The following is a 17,237-nucleotide window of genomic DNA, read 5'->3' on the forward strand; positions in this document are numbered from 1 at the left end:
AAAAAGATTATGGGAAATACCACAAAATCAGGAGCCGTACTCCTGTTCGTTGCCCTGTTTGCAGTGATGCAGATAAGGGCACAATCATTCACTTATGACAGGGAGGAATTCTACAAAAAAACACCTCAAAGGGCCCTGAAAATATCATTTGTCTATCCCGGTAAATGGAAGGAGAGGACGGATTGGCCCTTGGTGGTCTTTTTTCACGGAGGGGGCTGGAACTCGGGAAAAATAGGACAATTTGCCCCGTATGCCGAATATTTTGCAGAAAAAGGAATGGTCTGCGCCCTGGTACAATACCGCCTGAAAAAGACAGACGGGACCGACCCGATAGCCTCCCTGATGGATGCCAAATCAGCCATAAGATACCTGAAAACAAATAGTGCCAAATACCGTATTGACCCCGAAAAGATAGTAGCTTCCGGAGGGTCGGCAGGAGGGCACCTTGCAGCAGCGGTAGAGCTTGTAAAGGACTTTAACGATGTTGGGGATGATCTGTCTGTAAATACCAGGGTGGCAGCACTGGTGTTGTTCAATCCTGTGGTAGACAATGGCCCTGACGGGTATGGCTATGAAAGGCTGGGAGAACGTTACAGAAAGTTTTCACCTTTTCACCAGGACAAGAAGGGGATGGCCGATGTGCTTGTTATGGTAGGAACAAAAGATAAACTTATTCCCGTGAAAACCATGGAGGACTTTTGTAATGATATTGAAAATTCCGGTGGAAACTGTACGCTGGTCCTCTATGAAGGCGAAGGCCATGGTTTTTTTAATATAGCCCGTAAAAATGGGAGGTATTTCAGGGAAACCAGGGATGAGATGGAGAAGTTTCTCCGTGAAAGGAAATTCTTTTAGAAGACAGGACCGGTCCTGTTGATCGTTTATGGATATGACAACAACAACAATAGTAAAAACATTTCTTTTTTGGGGACTGCTGTTTTCGCTTTCGGCTTTTGCCGGTACCGGCAGGGAACAGGTTACTTTGGACAGAAGCTGGCGTTTTTATTTGGGAGAAGCAGAACACGCCTATAAAAAAGATTATGACGACAGCCACTGGCGTATGCTGGACCTTCCCCATGACTGGAGTATAGAAGGGGAATATGACAAGAACAATCCGGCCGGAATCAGCGGTGCATTTTTACCTACGGGTATAGGATGGTATAGAAAAAAGATCGAATATCGGCCGGACTGGAATACAAAAAGGGTCTATATTCTTTTCGACGGGGTATACATGAATTCAACCGTATACATCAACGGAAAGAAACTGAGAACGCGGCCGTATGGTTATATAGGCTTTCAGTACGATCTCACGGACCACTTGGTGCCCGGCACAAATACGATTGCCGTAAAAGTGGACCATTCCAAAGCCCCGAGCGGAAGGTGGTATACGGGATCGGGCATATACCGGCATGTAAATCTCCTGGTAACGAACCAGGTTCACCTGTCCAGGCACGGGGTGCAGGTAAAAAGTGGCCTGGAGCGGCTGGGCCTCGCTTTTGCCCGGATCACTTCCACCGTTGAAAACCATACACCGTCATCTCAGTCCATAGTATTGGAACAGGTACTCAAAGACAGGGAAGGCCATATGGTCCTAAAACAGAGATCCGGGGAAATAAAAGTCCTGGGCAAAGAAGATATTGACCAGGAAATAAAACTGAAAAACCCGTTATTGTGGTCGGCTGAAAGCCCTGAAAACAGGTATGTGCTACAAACAAAGGTGTTGAACCCCGAAGGAGGTGTACTGGACGAGAGATCAACCGTTATAGGTTTCCGAAAAATTGAAGTATCGGTAGAAGAAGGCTTGCGGGTCAATGGAAAAAAAACGATCATAAAGGGCATGTGCATGCACCACGATGCCGGTCCCGTAGGAACAGCCGTCCCGGAAGATGTGTTGCGCAGAAGGTTAAAACTGCTCAGGGAAATGGGATGTAATGCGATAAGGACCACACACAATCCCTTTGCCCCGGAATTTTACAGGATGTGCGACGAAATGGGATTTTATGTGATGGACGAAGCCTTCGACGGATGGGAAGTGGCCAAGGCCGAACATGACTATGGCAATTATTTTGAAGAATGGTGGAAGAAAGACCTCGAAGAGTTTATTAAAAGGGACATCAACCACCCCAGCATAATATTCTGGAGCATAGGGAATGAAGTACGCGGTTTTACGGATAAACGCCAGCATGAACTGGTAGACTTTATTAAGGAATTGGACGATTCCCGCCCGATAACACAGGGGGAAGGAAGCAAGGGAACCGCAATTGAGATCGCCGGTATGAACGGACACGGGGAATTTAAGGGGGCCATAGCCGGTTTTCATAAAAAACATCCCAGTAAACCTGTCATTGGCACCGAAATTACCCATACCTATCAGACCCGGGGAGTGTACAGGACGAAGACCAGTTACAGGCGAAGGGACTTCCCGGCTCCCTGGGAAAAAGGACAGTCATTTGCCCCGATGAAAGACAAGGTATATCTGATCCCTGACCTTTTCGAAAAAGAAGTGTTTACGGAATATGAACTCCCTTACCAATCTTCTTACGACAATTCGATAGTCCGGATGGGGATCAGGGACTACTGGAAGGAAACAAAAGATAAGCCATACTTTTTAGGGGCGTTCCGGTGGACGGCTTTTGACTACCTGGGAGAATCATTCGGATGGCCGGCACGTACGGCCCCTTTCGGCATTCTGGACCTATGCGGGTTCCCTACGGATAATTATTACCTGTACCAGGCGATCTGGAGTGATAAACCCATGGTACATGTATTACCGCACTGGACCCACCCCGGGAAAGAAAATGTGAATATTCCTGTGGTCGTCTATACCAATACCGACGGGGCAGAACTTTTTCTGAACGGAAAATCCCTGGGTAAAAAGAAGCTGAAAGAAGGAGAACTGCAATTGGTATGGCAGGTTCCTTATTGCCCGGGAGAATTAAAGGCCGTGGCACAAACAGCTTCCAGACAAACCGTGACAAAGGCATATAAAACCGCCGGGAATCCCGAAACCATAAAGATCAGTACCGATCGCAAAAGCCTGTCCTATCAGGACAGGGATGTAGCCCACCTCGAAGTAAGTATTGCAGACAGCAAAGGTATTGAAGTCCCCCGGGCAAACAGGGAACTGCATGTCGAGGTTAAGGGCGGAGGGGAACTCATCGGACTGGAGAATGGAGATATTCTTGACCTCACACCCCATATGGCACAAAACAGGAGGACTTTTAACGGTAAACTTCTGGCCCTGGTCCGGGCCGTTGACACAAATGAAGATATTGAGGTACTGATATCCGGAAAAGGCCTGGCCCCGGCCCGGATCCTACTGGAAAGATTACCCTGAAAAATAAGATATCAAATGCAAAAGCAATTAGTACACATTTCGGTTATGACCCTGTTTCTTTTGACAGCCCCGGTAGCATGTAAAAAAGATAAAAAGGGGGAACAATACCCTGAAAAACCCAATATTGTAATCATATATACGGACGATCTGGGGTATGGTGATGTAAGTTGCTATGGAGCACAGAAGATACAAACCCCGAATATAGACAGGCTGGCAAAAGAAGGGGTAAAGTTTACTTCCGGTTACGCCAGTTCAGCGACCTGCACCCCGAGCCGTTATGCTTTGCTGACCGGGAGCTACCCCTGGCGGAACAAGAAAGCGAAAATACTGCCGGGAACCGCACCTTTACTGATAGATACTGCACAGCAGACATTACCCGAAATGCTCAGAAAGGCAGGGTACTACACCGGTATTGTAGGAAAGTGGCACCTCGGGCTGGGAACGGGAAATGTAGACTGGAACGGGCATATATCGCCCGGGCCCAATGAAGTGGGGTTCGATTACTCGTTTATCATGGCCGCCACACAAGACAGGGTACCTACGGTCTATATAGAAAACGGTAATGTCGTAGGGTTAGACCCCGAAGACCCCATAGCCGTCAGTTATAAAGAGAATTTCCCGGGAGAACCTACCGGGCTGGAAAATCCCGAAATGCTGCGTATGAAATGGCATCACGGGCATAATAACAGTATCGTGAACGGTATTCCGAGAATCGGATTTATGAAAGGAGGAGATCAGGCCAGATGGATCGATGAGGATATGGCCGACCGTTTTCTTGAAAAGGCTCAGTCCTATGTCAGGGGCCATAAAGATAGCCCGTTCTTTTTGTATTATGCCATGCAACAACCCCATGTGCCCCGTACGCCCCATCCGAGGTTTGCCGGGACTACAGGTTTGGGGCCGAGGGGAGATGTCATTGCCGAGGCCGACTGGTGTATCGGTGAATTTCTGAAAACACTGGAGGAAGAAGGCGTACTGGAAAACACCCTGATCGTATTTACCAGTGATAACGGCCCGGTATTGAATGACGGCTATTACGATGATGCCGTAGAAAAACTCGGTGACCACAAACCGGCAGGACGGTTAAGAGGAGGCAAATACAGCCTGTTCGAGGGAGGTACGAGGGTTCCGTTTATAACCTACTGGAAAGGAAGAATAAGTCCGCAGGTATCTGATGCCCTGGTATGCCAAATGGATCTATTGAAGTCCGTTTCCAGGCTGGTAGGAGGAGAAACAACAGGGACAGACAGCCGGGATATGCTCGATGAGTTCCTGGGCCAAAACACAAAAGGGCGGGAAACCCTGGTCTTGGAAGCTAACGGCAGAACAGCCATAAGAATGCGAAACTGGGTGATGATACCACCTTACGAAGGGCCTGGGATCAGTCGCAATGTGAATATTGAAACAGGGAATGCCGACAGCTACCAGCTTTACGACCTGAAAATGGATATAGGACAATGGGAAAACCTGGCTAAAACTTATCCCGATACCCTTAAACAAATGATCACCCGCCTGGACTCGATTAAGAAAAATTAGGGGTGTAGGGACACTTATGAAGACTGCTGACGCTTCACTGGCAGTGACGCTTTTAAGTGTCATTTCAATTTTTAGTGATTGGTACACTGCGCAAAAATTGATGGTAATTGATTGGTTTTTCACAATAATTTAAGCGAAATAATATCAAATTCGTGATGTTGGTCATGGAATTTTCTTTTTGTTAACCAATCATAAAAACCAATTTCGTTAAATTATGAAAACACCTTTTTATTTAACCCCCAGAATCGTCGCGGTAGGAGCTGTTGCGATGATATTCCTTGTTTTTGCATGTGAAGAAAACCTTCGGGACACGGACCCGGGTGCGGGAGAAATGTCAATAAGTGTCCTTGCATCCGATTCGGAACTCGAAGTATTTCCCGATGTAACCTATCAGTATATGGATATGTATGGCACCGACAATAAACTTTGTGTAGGTTCTTATCTGCGGGCCATCAGGAATGGAAACACGGCCTTTAAGGACAGCCTGGTTCAATATCTTTTTACGGATATCCAACACGATGTGCTCAGGATCCCCATCCGGCAGTGGCTTCATACGGAAGGAGGGACGACCCTCAATACCATGGACAGCATTTATAGTGACCTGGACAGTGTACTAACTTATTTGACGGTAGATAAGCCCGGACTGGCCTATTTTGCAAGCCCAGCGGAAACCAGTACGCCCGACGAATATCCCGACTGGTTATTTCGAACCCCCGGTGATAAAACGACATTTAAGCACTATGCATACGGCCAGCTTGTCGGGGAATACCTGAACTATCTGCAATCCAAAGGCTATAATATCCAATACCTGGGTCTTTATAACGAAGATAGTTTTGTGAAACCTCAACATATCAGGTACTGTAAGAATGGCCTGGAAAGCGTCATCGGTTCGGCGGCCATGGACCAGCTCACATTTGTAGGCCCGGACCGATGGGGGATCTACTGGATGGTTGATTGGCTGAACAATCATTTCATAGGTTCGGATTATATGGATGAACTCGATGTGATCGGAACGCATTTCTATGACGATGGAGAAGAGGGAAATGACAATAATACTTCGTCCTGGACCGATTTTGCCACAGCAATGAATTCGGTAAACAAACCCTCCTGGTTCACCGAATCGAACAGGTTTAACCTGGGTACGGGGATGGATGGATTAACGGCAGGCCTGGACCATATCTGGGACCCCATTAAAAAAGGTAAGGTGAACGGCGTTATCAGCTACTGGGGCTCATTATGGATATTAAAACAGAATTTTTCCACCGGGAAACCCATGCGGGATAAGGAATACTACGGATACAAAAAATTTGTCAATACATCGAAAGGCAAACAGCAGGTAAGGGCGTACGGAGGGCCCAATGTCAGGTTAATGGCCTTCAGGGACGGTTCCCGGCTTGTCATTATGATATTGAATAGATCTACCATTGATTTCGAAGGGGTAACGATTAAAATTAATGACGGATACCAGATTGACAGAAGCCTTACCAGGACCAGGTGGACTCCGGGCTCGGCGGTTGAAGGTGATACCACTACGTGGACGCCCCCGGATTCCACCACGCTCACCCAGCCGGTTCCGGCAAAGTCGTTCATCGTCTTTACGATGGATATTATATGATGTTTTTATCTTTCGGATAAATCTTTGAAAAACGATTGTTAAACAGGACCCTAAATTTAAGGAGGTGTCTAAAAAGTGGATCACACGTCAACCTGACTTGTTTCGGAATGACGATTTACAAAACTTTTTAGACACCCTTCTAAGCTTTAATGCCCTGATTTTTTTGGGATATTCCCGGAACCCTATGGCCGCCTGGAAATAGGAGTAACATGCAGGTTATCGAAACGGGCATTTGACCATTTATCGGAAGCAGAAAAAGGATCTTTACATCCCAGTCCCAGTGTCCCCAAGGCTACATTACCGTTTTTATAGGCCTCATCAACGACCTCAGCTACTTTTTTATTTCTTATGAACACCTTGATCACGGGCCCGTTAAATTCCAGCCCGACAGTGATCCACTGATTGAGACTGGCTCCCGGTACAACACCCGATGATAAGGTAACAAATGTTCCCGTGTCTTTTCTGTTGTCCGGGTTTTCGGGAGGGTCTTTTCGGATCAACTCCCATTTTCCCCGGTTATCAAGAGAAAGCCAGTAACCTTCGAGCAGAAAGTCCCCGCTGTTTTCCTTTTTACCGTCGAACCTTCCGCTTAAAAGAACTTTCCCCGGATTTTCCATTAAAACATCGGCCCGGACCTTATAGTCTGTCCATTCGATATTTCCCATTTCGGTGAGCGGCTGTTTTAAAGGCCTGTTGTGCCACATGCGTGGGGCTTCGGTAACGACCTGTCGCAGTGCGTTGCCTTTTCGGTTTTTGCCGGGACCTGCAATGGTGAATATGCCGTTGGCATCGATAAAATACCGGGCCATATCGTCTTTTTCGTAAGATTCGAACGTTTCGGTATAGGGGAACGGAAATTCTTCAGCCGGGGGAATTACCGTTGTTCCCCTATGTTGCCCTTTCGTTGTAGACAGGGTATAAACACAGCCCTTATCCAGGTGAACTATTATCTTTTTCTTTGCGGGAGGCAAGGACCTTACCTGTCTAAACCATTCCGATGGTTTCATGAAATCGGAACGCCACAGATATGCGGGGCCTTTTGAAAGGTCGTCGGACAAATTGATCTCCAGGTCGATCCCCGCTTCCGGGAAATTATGGTCGTGCGTATTGATAACAATAGTATAATCATCACCCGTATTATCCTTAAATGCAATAAACCGCCCGGCTTTGGTCCCGTTATGGTTATACACATTGGTCTTACCGGTATTTAGAATATTCCAGCCGGGTTCTGTAAACTGGGTAAAATGAGAGAAAGCCCACAGGTTTGAGCCTGTTTCATAATGCCCGCTCCAGGGTTCATCAGCTTTTATAAAGCCGTTATTGGCCCAGGGCATGTTGTCGTATACCGAAGCAGTAGCAGACCAGCGGATAATACCGTTCATTTTTACATCCAGTAACAGCCGTATGATCTGATTTACCCAGTCATAGCCGCTTTTTATATTCCGATAGCTTCCGCCCCCGTCTTCACTGGACCATAAGGGTTTCCCCAGTTTGTAGGCGATATCGGGCATAAAGCTTGCAGGCCGGTTTTTGTAATGTACACCGATAATATCTACGGCTTCGGCATAAAGAGAATCTTTCTGTATTTCGTCAAATACCCGGTATTTCCTGACTTTCGCCCCTTCGTCGGCAGTGACAATTTTAACCTTGTCATAACCGTTGGCATTCAGCAGTTGTCTTAATTTTATGGTCAGGGCCCTGTTGATAAACGGTTTGCCTTCCTTGTACTGTTCGTTCTGGTTTCCGCCGATATAATCGATACGAAGGCCGTACTTTTCTTTTGCCCCCTGTACAAAACCGAAAATATATCCGGCTTTCTGGTCATCGGTCCTTGCCCAGGCGGGATAGCCCCAATGCAGAGCCGAAAGCCGGATATCCGGGTTTCTTTTTTTGGCTTCGTTCATGAGCCACCAGACGTAGCCCCTCTCGAAATCCGGGGTTTCCCCGAGGGTTCTTTTATAACTCGGCCAGGAAACGGCCGTATTGTTCCCGTCATAACCTATTTCAACCTTGAGCACTTGCAGGGATGCCCCGTAACCGGGTAAAAAAAGATAATCGAGAATTTCTTTTCGCTGTGGTTCGGGGTAGTCGTATAACAGTTTCTCATAGCTGGGTATGGCGCCCAATCCTTCAAAGGTGTTCAGGATGGCGGTCCCGTCTATGTCAATGGCCTGGGAGGCAGGCAAATTCCTGTTTTTCTCAGCGTTTCCAAAAGATAAAAGGCTTATGGCCATAAGGAATAGCGCAGCCTTTATGGTTGTGTTTTTTTTCATGATATCAAATTAGAGTTAACATCACGAATGTTGCATCATTTCAGGAAAATGATTGTGAGATAATGATCAATTGTCATTAAATTTTTCCCATTCGTCATTTTCCCGGATGCTTTGCTGTATGGAAGAAGACGCCTGCTTCTGTTCCCGGTACGTTTTTTTCCGGTATGCACTGGGGGAAGCACCGTATTGCTTTTTAAAGCATGCGCTGAAATAGCTCAGATCATTAAAACCGATCATATAGGCTACTTCCGAAATATGAATATTGTTGTCGGCCAGTAATTGTGCCGCGCGTCGCAGGCGGATATTCTTGATAAATTCGTTGGGAGTGAGGTCGAGAATACCTTTTATTTTTCTGTAGAACATGGAATTGCTCATTCCCAGGTCCCTGCAAAGTACCTTTACTGAAAAATCCGATTCGGACATCCGGTTTTCCACAGATTTTTTGGCTTTGGTCAGAAATTCTTCATCAATACTGGTCGATACGATTTTTTCCGGTTCGAGGAACTGGCCCCTGTTGAACTTATGGTATACATTTTCGCGTTTTTTCAGGAGCGACTCGATGCGATAGACCAGGACATCCAGGCTTATGGGCTTGGAGAAATAGGTGTCCACACCCGCTTCATACCCTTTTTTTCTTTCCTCGTCATCGGCATGGGCCGTAACGATTACCACAGGGATATGGCTGGTATTGACATCGTTTTTAACGGCCCTGCACAATTCATGCCCGTTCATATCGGGGATGCGCAGATCAGAAACGATAAGGTCTATTTCTTCCCGGTTTGCAAGCTGAAGGGCACTCTTTCCGTCAAGGCAGCTAAATACCTTGTAATAATTCCGGAGATAGGACTGTACGAGTTCCAGGTAATCTTCATTGTCTTCGACAAGGAGTATGGTTTTTCCCGAGTATTCCACATCTTCGGGCTTATGGGAGGTTTTATGATCTTCGGGCAGCCTGATGTTTTTTTCGGTGATCAGGGGCCCGGATTGTCTCCTGTTTTTCAATCCCGATATATCCTTGCCTATCGGTACGGTAATTTTAAAACGGGTCCCCACTCCCGTTTCGCTTTCTACCCCGATAGTCCCCTGCTGAATTTTCACAAGATGATGGGTCAGTGCAAGCCCTATGCCCAGGCCGTCTTCACAACCCTGCACGGATTTTGGGCGATAATAACGGTCGAATATCCTTTCGAGATCATCCCGGGGAATGCCTTTTCCCGTGTCTGCTACCGAGATGATCAGGCCCTGCTTACCGTTATAACCCTGGGTGTGTAATTCGAATATTACGGAACCCTGTACCGGGGTATATTTAAACGCATTGGAAAGCAGGTTGTTCATACAGATCTTTATCTTCTCAAGGTCGATATAGCCCGTCAGGTCATGTTGTACCTTCACCTTAAAGTCAATCCCTTTTTCTTCGGCCAGGACTTCGTAGTCTTTTTTGAGGTCATATACGATCCCAGAAATATCCTGCCATGAAATATTCAGCTCCATATTGCCGGTTTCGGCTTTCCTGAAATTGAGCATCTGTTTAATACGGTCATTGAGGATTTTGATATTGCGTTTTAGTATTTTATCCTTTTCCCGGGCATCTTTATTCCCGTTGAGGTTCTTGTCCGAGAGGATGGTCAATACGGACAGGGGAGTGAGCAGCTCATGCGAAAGATTGGTAAAGAACTGTAGTTTGAACCGGTGCAGTTTTTCCGATTTTACCCTCTCGATATTTTCGACCCTCAGGGCCTCCCGTATCCTGATCTTTCTTCGGTAGAGAACAAAAATGGCGGCAATGACGCCCACTGCGGCCAGCGTATACAGGGTGTAAGCCCACCAGGAAAAGTAGGGAGCGGTTTCTACCACAAGGGGAAGTGATATGGTATTTTCCGACCATTGGCCGTTGGCATTGGTAGCTTTTAACTGAAACGTATAATTGCCGGGCTTGAGGTTTACATAGGTTGCGGTCCTGTTATTGGAGGTAACGTATATCCATTTGTTCTCAAGCCCTTCTAGTTTATAGGCATAGTTCAAATTGTCCGGATCTCTCATATCTATGGAAGAAAAAGACAATGTTATGATGTTGTCATTGTAATGGAGGACAAACGGGTTTTCGGCATTAAATGCACGATCGCTGTAATAGTTCTTACGGGAGGTGCGCAGATTGGTAAATACCAGGGAAGGCTGTATATGATCGTCCTTGATGTTCAATGGGTTTATGTGATTGAACCCCTGATGTCCGCCAGCAAATAAAGTACCGTCCTTGTCTTTGAAGATGGACCCTTTGATAAAATAATTTGCTTGTAGCCCGTTGCGCATGGTATATAAGCCGATTTGGGTATCATCAGTCAGCATGTTTATATAGATCAGGCCCTTATTGGAAGTCGCGATAATATTTCCCTTTTCATCTTCTTCGAAGGCGTGCAGGGATAGGTTTTTTATTCCCGACAGCATACCGGATTCTATGGGTTCCCCATCTTCGGTATAGGTTTCAAGCCCATTATTCGTTCCTACCCACAACCTGTTTTTTCCATCGATGAACAAGGTGTTCAGGCTTTTGTTGTTCTTCCCGGGGCGTGGTATTTTCCTGAAAAAATAGCGATCGGCGGTATCCGAATAAATACTGGTTTCCGATTTCCAGATATCCCCGCTGTGTGTGGCGATATACAGGTACCCGTTCTTACTGATGTTAAAATCGGAATATGCATTTTCTATGACTGCGGAATCCTTTGATATCCGGGGGGAAAATGGTTTGACGGAATTATCACCGAAACGATCTCCCTGTTCTACATAAAAAAAACCTCTCTTGGTAAGGATCCATATCCTGTCATTGAGGTCCGGGACTGTGCGGAGTACTTCCTTGAATATCCTGTTGTTGTTTTTTCTCCTGGATACATGGGCGTAATTCTTACGGGAAGGGCTGTATTTAATAAGTCCTTTGAATCTTGTTCCCAGCCATAGATTCCCTTTTTTGTCCCAGGTAAAATTTCTTATCGTATTGAGCTCGAGATCGTATAACGGTTTGTAATCGTCTATATGCTCAAAGGGTGTCAGGGTCTTGTTGTTCATGTCATATACCCCGAAGCCCAGGCTTTGTACCCCTAACAGCAACCTCTTCTTATGATCTCTGGTAAAGGCATAGACGGATTGACTTTTCCTGTTGTCGGATAGGGATATGTGATATAGTGGAAATTTATTTCGCCTGAGATCAAATTTATTGACCCCACCTCCAAACGTCGCCAGCCACATAGGGCCGGACCTGTCCTGAATAATACCCCTGACTTCATGGCTTCTCCATTTTGTGGTATGATCTGCATATTTAAAATGAAGGAATTCGAATTCCCGGTCCTTTACGGTTTTGATGATGCCGGGGCCAAAGGGTGTCCCTACCCATATGTTGCCGTAAATATCTTCATTGATATCATAGATAATGTTGCTCGGAAGCCCTTCTTCCTTGCCGGTTGCTTCTCCGAACCATTCCAGGATCTCGGGAGATCCGGGGTCTGAAATATCCATAACATACAACCCCCCGTCCCAGGTACCTACCCATAATCTTCCCTTGCGGTCCTGGTAGAGGGCATTCAAAACATTGTCTTTTTGCCGGAAAGGCCCGGACGTAAATTTATCAACAACCTCAAACGTCCCTTTTTCGGGAAGATACCTTCCCAGCCCGTCTTTCCAGGTGGCCAGCCATACATCCCCGGAAGAACTGATGAGTACATCCCTTAATCCCCTGGTATGATCCTTGTTTTTAATGGTACTGTAGTGCGTTATTTTTTGTGTCTGAAGGTCATAGAAAAAAATTCCTTTGCTCCCGCCAAACCAGACTTTTCCGGAAGGATCATATTCTATGGTCACCCGATCTCCGGGACTGGTACTGTTATAGACCTGGGGGCCTTTTTTGATCAGTCGGATGGAAGCTTTCTTTTTATCATAGGAAAATATGCCTGCCGAAGATGCCACCCAGAGTTTTTGGTCCTCACTCTCGGTCATTTCAAAATATTGTGCCTTTCCCGGTATTTTTTTGCTGTCCCGGACCAGCGTTTCAAAATTCAGGACCTCATAACCGTCATAGCGGAAGAGGCCCCCGTTTGTTCCTATCCATATAAAACCGTCACTGTCCTGGAAGACAAAATTACTTTCATCGGAGTCCAGTCCGTCTTCCGATGTTATTCGCGAAGAAAGAATATCTTCCCGGTCTACGCTTTGGAAACTGCAAAGCATGGCACCCATGAAAAGAAGTAATAAATATCTGGAATAACCGAACAGCATATTAATACGAAAGTCTATTGCGGATAGTGATAAAATGCCGACGGGGGAACCGCAGATCCTTCCCGGTCTGCGTACTTCCACATCAGTTGCAGGTTCTTGCCAGTTACCGGTTGATCTCCCATAACATATAATTTGATGGGGTGATATCCTTTGGAGAGGCTGACCTCATATTCCCGGTCCCTGTCTTTGTTAAAGTCCCCGTCTATGACCGAAATATCATGAAGCCTCATAAAACACTTTTTATCCGTGTTTACAGAGAACCTGTACTTTCCATCCTCGGGAATTTTGATGTAACCTTCGAGGCATACCAGGTTTCCTTCGAATTGTGCTTCACCGGGATTATCGATCCGGGCCACGGCCACAGGGTTTTCAGGGGCGGACGGAATCCATGGCAGATCATTGCGAAAAGATTTTGCCATGAGCCCGTTGACAAGGGATTTACCGGGGGCCGCCGGAACCAGAGCATTGTCATAGGTCCGCGGGGCAGAAGCATCGGTATGCCGCATTTGGATCACCCTGGCCTTCATCAGGTCCTGGAGGTCGGTATGCTGGCCGGCAAGGTCGTTTTGCTGGGCCGGATCGTCCACCACATTGTAAATATTAAAATCGTCTGCGGCCGAAGTAATGTTATACCGTACCCCGGCCATATCGCCAATTCTTATCATTTGCATCTGTTTTCGCCTGGTGTTTTGATGGTTTTCCCCGAATTCGGCATAAGAAGGCGTTGTCCCGGGATGGAAATATTCGACATAGATCCTGCTTTCTTCCTGTTTTCCTTTCCCGGTCAGGGAGGGGAGCAGGGAAATGCCATCTGTCCTTACCGGGGCTGTTGTTCCTGCGGCGGCTGCAAATGTGGGCATCCAGTCATAGGAAATGCTGGGACTGTTTACCACGCTTCCCGCGGGGATGGTCCCCGGCCAGAAGGCAATGGTCGACGTGCGCAGACCCCCTTCGTAAGTATCTCTTTTAATGCCGTCAAAATACCCGAAATTGTTAAAGAATTCCGGACTGTATTCCACGTACTCGTCTTTGGAAAGATAAGATTCTTTGGAAGGGCCGTTATCGGATGTAAATATCACGAGGGTGTTTTGGTCTATCTCCAGGTCCTTCAACAATTGTATGAGGTCCCCGACCTGGTCATCGATCCGCCTGTTTACCGTTGCATAGCGCTTGTAGGTATCGGGCCAGGGGACTTCCGGGGTATCGGGGTTTTTATCATCGTCCCAGGTGGCATTTTCATATTCCGGATATACATAGGAATCTACCTCACCGGAAGCCGTATTAATCATTTCTCCCGGTTTCCCCTGCCACTGTAACCCTCCGTTCAGTCCACGGCCTTCCGGGTAGGCCTGGGTGGGTAATTCGAGCACGGCATGCGGGGTGTCATAAGACAGGTACATAAAAAAGGGCTTGTTCTTATGATTTTCCCGGTGCTCGGTGATATACTTTTTTGCCCGGGCGGTGAAAAGATCGCCCGTGTAGCATTTATCAAGGCTTTCACTGACTTCCTTATAATTTTCATAAACTTCCTTGGGCCCCCGGTATGTCCCTTCTTTCGGATAGTGCTCATGTCCGTCCCTGTGCCTGATATAACCGTAATAGGCATCGAACCCCCGTTTTAAAGGGTGTGAAGGCCAGTCCGGTCCGTCGCCTTTTCCCTGTAATCCCCATTTGCCGATGGCTACGGTACGGTAACCGGCCTGTTTTAGTACGTTGGCCATGGTGTAATTATCTTCCAGGGCTTTGTCGAACTGGTTGTCGCGTACGTTGGAATGCCCCTGGTTGACACCCAGGAGTATCGAAGCCCTGGAGGGCGCACAGACAGGGGCTGCCGTATAATGCTGTGTGAGTTGCGCACCTTCTTCTGCCATGGCATCGAGGTAAGGTGTTTCGAGCCAGGGTTCACTTCGGTCGCCCTTTTCTTTTCTTTGGTTCTGGAAGAATATGCCGATATCCCCGTAACCGAGGTCATCCGTGAGAATGAATATGATATTGGGCTTTACGGGCTCGGCCTCTGCCGCTTTTTCTTTTTGTTCATTCTTGCAGGAAGAAAGACAAACGGTACTGAAAAAAGATAGGAATAGAAATGATTTGATCCTGTTCATGTAATATTAGTATAAGTGAAACCCGCCGGGATCTCCGGTTTGTTAATCAATAATCGCGCTGTTCCCGGTGTTGAAACCTGCAATATATCCACATTTTGCCGGGGCCGATAAAATGGCACCAATAAAAGGGATATCATCGGGCGGGTAAATATCAAAAAATAAACACATTTAAAATATAAATCTTTAATCAAAGATTATGAGAAATTGAACCTGTTTAAACGAGTTATTGTTAAAAATACATATTTAAAGGGCTTTTTGTGCTGATAAGGTACTAAAAATGTATTATGGTATGGAATTATTTTAGAAGGATAAAAAATAATCCCTGATAATTTCTCCCGTACCACGGCCTGCCCAGGTTGAGCATTGATTTCCTAAAACAGTAGGTTCTATGGGGTCTGTTCTGAAATCTCTGATCGTTGTAAAGGGGACATCGAGTGCATAGGCCATCATCCCGATATTTTTGGAGTCGATATAGTTCAGAAATTCTATAGGCTTATTTAACCCGAATTCATCACACCATCCATGTGCCAGTGGTGCTCCCCATGCCGTAATTAAAAATGGGTATTGTTCGGCCATGAATCCGAAATTTCCATCCCAGTCTATCCTTTCCGGATCTGAGCCATCCCCGAAAAATGGATGGACAGAGTAGACGATCTTGTCCAGAGGATCTACAAAACCACCGGGAAATCCTTTAAAAGATGTTTTCAAACCCTGCACTATAATTAAATTTTTAGCCCCTTTGTCACGCATGGCCTGGATTATGGTATTGACCCCGACAAATTCTACACCCGGACAACAACCGGCACTTGGAGTACCACCATCCCTGTAGAACTCCCAGCCAAAATCCCGCCGGGTAGGTGACCAGGGTTCGTTTAGTGTTTCCAACATAATATAGGGATCATCCCCGAAAAGTTCCGCGAGTTTTACACAAGCTCCAAGGGATATCGGATTATTTATGGGAATATTCGGATTTTCATCTTGCATGGGCTGAGGTATATTTTTATTGGCAGCAACAAAAATGGTTAAAATAACAACGAAATCTTTATTCCTGGCAGCACTGACAGCTCTCCGGACCAATTGTACATAATTCTCGGAATAATATTGATTCTGAGGGTCAAGAGCTCCCTGGTTTAAGTTTAGCCTGATGGTATTGGCTCCCCATGCCCGGGCCAGGTCCAGACCGGAATTGTCTGTAAAATCACCTTTGCCGAAGTAATAATCCTGTGCTGCCAACTGCCTGGTACAAAATTCCTCATATTCCGGATACTGGGCATATTCGATCAGATTTTCTTTTTTATAAAGTAAAGATTCAAATACATAGCCCCTCGGATAAAAAGGAGCTCCGTCGAGTAGTATTTCTTTACCATTCAGACTTAAACCTATGTTGTACTGGTAAGTATCAGATGAGATGTTCTCGTTCTCAAGAGGAGGGACCTCGTCTGTTTTACAGCCTGCCAGGACAATACATAAAATCAGGGACAATAATAATGTCCATGTGCCTGTTGGAATACGTTTTGGAAGCTTGCTCAGGGTTTGTACACTTGTTTTCATAATTATTGGTTTTGGGTGTTATAAAATTGGTTTGAGATCTGATTTCCTGACAGGGGTTAGGTGTCATTCGTCAAATGGATTATTTTCAACGACTTGCTTTAGCGGTGTGAATATGATATTTTTTAAAGGGAATTATTGTGAAGTAATAATCAATTCTTGTTGATTTTTATATATTACCCACTTTTTTTAACATAAAAAGGATTCGGCATTTATTCATGAATATATATTCACAGTATTTGATGAAATTTTAATGATGCTCACCGCCAGGCCCTTTTACATTTGCGATACTGTTTTTTGATATTTTGTAAAATAATGCCTTGAAAAATGTGGATCCATAAAAACAGGCTCGATTCATTTGTGAAATAGTCAGGTGTATTGGAAATATTTATAAAGCAGGGAGAGAAAACAACTAAAACTAAGAGCCTGTCTAAATTTTGTTTTTGGAATATTTTATAGTGCATTTTTTTGTCAGACGAAGGTATTTTGAGGCACATAGCCATAGCTACGTGGCGAAAAATAGCTGAAGTATAGCGGGAAAAGGCGCATAAAAGAACCAAAGG

At 45.9% G+C, this 17,237-nt stretch carries 8 protein-coding genes; 4 read left to right on the top strand and 4 right to left on the bottom strand.

Annotated elements, in window-relative coordinates:
- Nucleotides 1-9: 9 nt before the first annotated feature.
- From KN811_RS20655 to KN811_RS20670, 4 genes are all read left to right on the top strand, one after another.
- Nucleotides 10-855, top strand: a complete 846-nt coding sequence (locus tag KN811_RS20655; protein WP_187967228.1) for an alpha/beta hydrolase — start codon at nt 10-12, stop codon at nt 853-855.
- Nucleotides 856-889: 34 nt separating this feature from the next.
- Nucleotides 890-3,337 carry a glycoside hydrolase family 2 TIM barrel-domain containing protein gene (locus KN811_RS20660; protein ID WP_187967227.1) on the top strand — a complete coding sequence of 816 codons (2,448 nt, stop codon included), beginning with the start codon at nt 890-892 and terminating at the stop codon, nt 3,335-3,337.
- Between the two features lie 15 nt (nt 3,338-3,352).
- On the top strand, nt 3,353-4,873 hold the full coding sequence (locus tag KN811_RS20665; RefSeq protein WP_187967226.1) for a sulfatase family protein: 1,521 nt from the start codon (nt 3,353-3,355) through the stop codon (nt 4,871-4,873).
- A gap of 214 nt (nt 4,874-5,087) precedes the next feature.
- Nucleotides 5,088-6,488, top strand: coding sequence for a glycoside hydrolase family 30 protein (locus KN811_RS20670; protein ID WP_187967225.1), 1,401 nt, complete (start codon nt 5,088-5,090; stop codon nt 6,486-6,488).
- Nucleotides 6,489-6,670: 182 nt separating this feature from the next.
- Here the strand turns inward: KN811_RS20670 and KN811_RS20675 are convergent, their stop codons facing one another.
- The 4 genes from KN811_RS20675 to KN811_RS20690 all read right to left on the bottom strand — a co-directional run bounded on the left by KN811_RS20675 (nt 6,671) and on the right by KN811_RS20690 (nt 16,677).
- The gene (locus KN811_RS20675) at nt 6,671-8,761 is read right to left on the bottom strand and encodes a glycoside hydrolase family 30 protein (RefSeq protein ID WP_187967224.1); all 2,091 of its coding nucleotides are present in this window, start codon (nt 8,759-8,761) and stop codon (nt 6,671-6,673) included.
- Nucleotides 8,762-8,827: 66 nt separating this feature from the next.
- A complete protein-coding gene (locus tag KN811_RS20680) occupies nt 8,828-12,982 on the bottom strand; it encodes a hybrid sensor histidine kinase/response regulator transcription factor (protein WP_216334998.1) in 4,155 nt (1,384 codons plus the stop codon).
- 53 nt (nt 12,983-13,035) lie between these two features.
- Entirely contained in the window at nt 13,036-15,126 is a 2,091-nt protein-coding gene (locus tag KN811_RS20685; protein WP_187966321.1) for a sulfatase-like hydrolase/transferase, read from the bottom strand.
- 300 nt (nt 15,127-15,426) lie between these two features.
- A complete protein-coding gene (locus KN811_RS20690) occupies nt 15,427-16,677 on the bottom strand; it encodes a cellulase family glycosylhydrolase (RefSeq protein WP_187966320.1) in 1,251 nt (416 codons plus the stop codon).
- Nucleotides 16,678-17,237: the final 560 nt, after the last annotated feature.

The sequence above is a fragment of the Sinomicrobium weinanense genome (assembly GCF_018863395.1).
Taxonomy (GTDB): Bacteria; Bacteroidota; Bacteroidia; order Flavobacteriales; family Flavobacteriaceae; genus Sinomicrobium; species Sinomicrobium weinanense.

Coding starts and splice junctions, on each gene's coding strand:
- KN811_RS20675 (WP_187967224.1), bottom strand. CDS start 8,761: ATGAAAAAAAACACAACCATAAAGGCTGCGCTATTCCTTATGGCCATA.
- KN811_RS20690 (WP_187966320.1), bottom strand. CDS start 16,677: ATGAAAACAAGTGTACAAACCCTGAGCAAGCTTCCAAAACGTATTCCA.
- KN811_RS20665 (WP_187967226.1), top strand. CDS start 3,353: ATGCAAAAGCAATTAGTACACATTTCGGTTATGACCCTGTTTCTTTTG.
- KN811_RS20685 (WP_187966321.1), bottom strand. CDS start 15,126: ATGAACAGGATCAAATCATTTCTATTCCTATCTTTTTTCAGTACCGTT.
- KN811_RS20660 (WP_187967227.1), top strand. CDS start 890: ATGACAACAACAACAATAGTAAAAACATTTCTTTTTTGGGGACTGCTG.
- KN811_RS20680 (WP_216334998.1), bottom strand. CDS start 12,982: ATGGGTGCCATGCTTTGCAGTTTCCAAAGCGTAGACCGGGAAGATATT.
- KN811_RS20670 (WP_187967225.1), top strand. CDS start 5,088: ATGAAAACACCTTTTTATTTAACCCCCAGAATCGTCGCGGTAGGAGCT.
- KN811_RS20655 (WP_187967228.1), top strand. CDS start 10: ATGGGAAATACCACAAAATCAGGAGCCGTACTCCTGTTCGTTGCCCTG.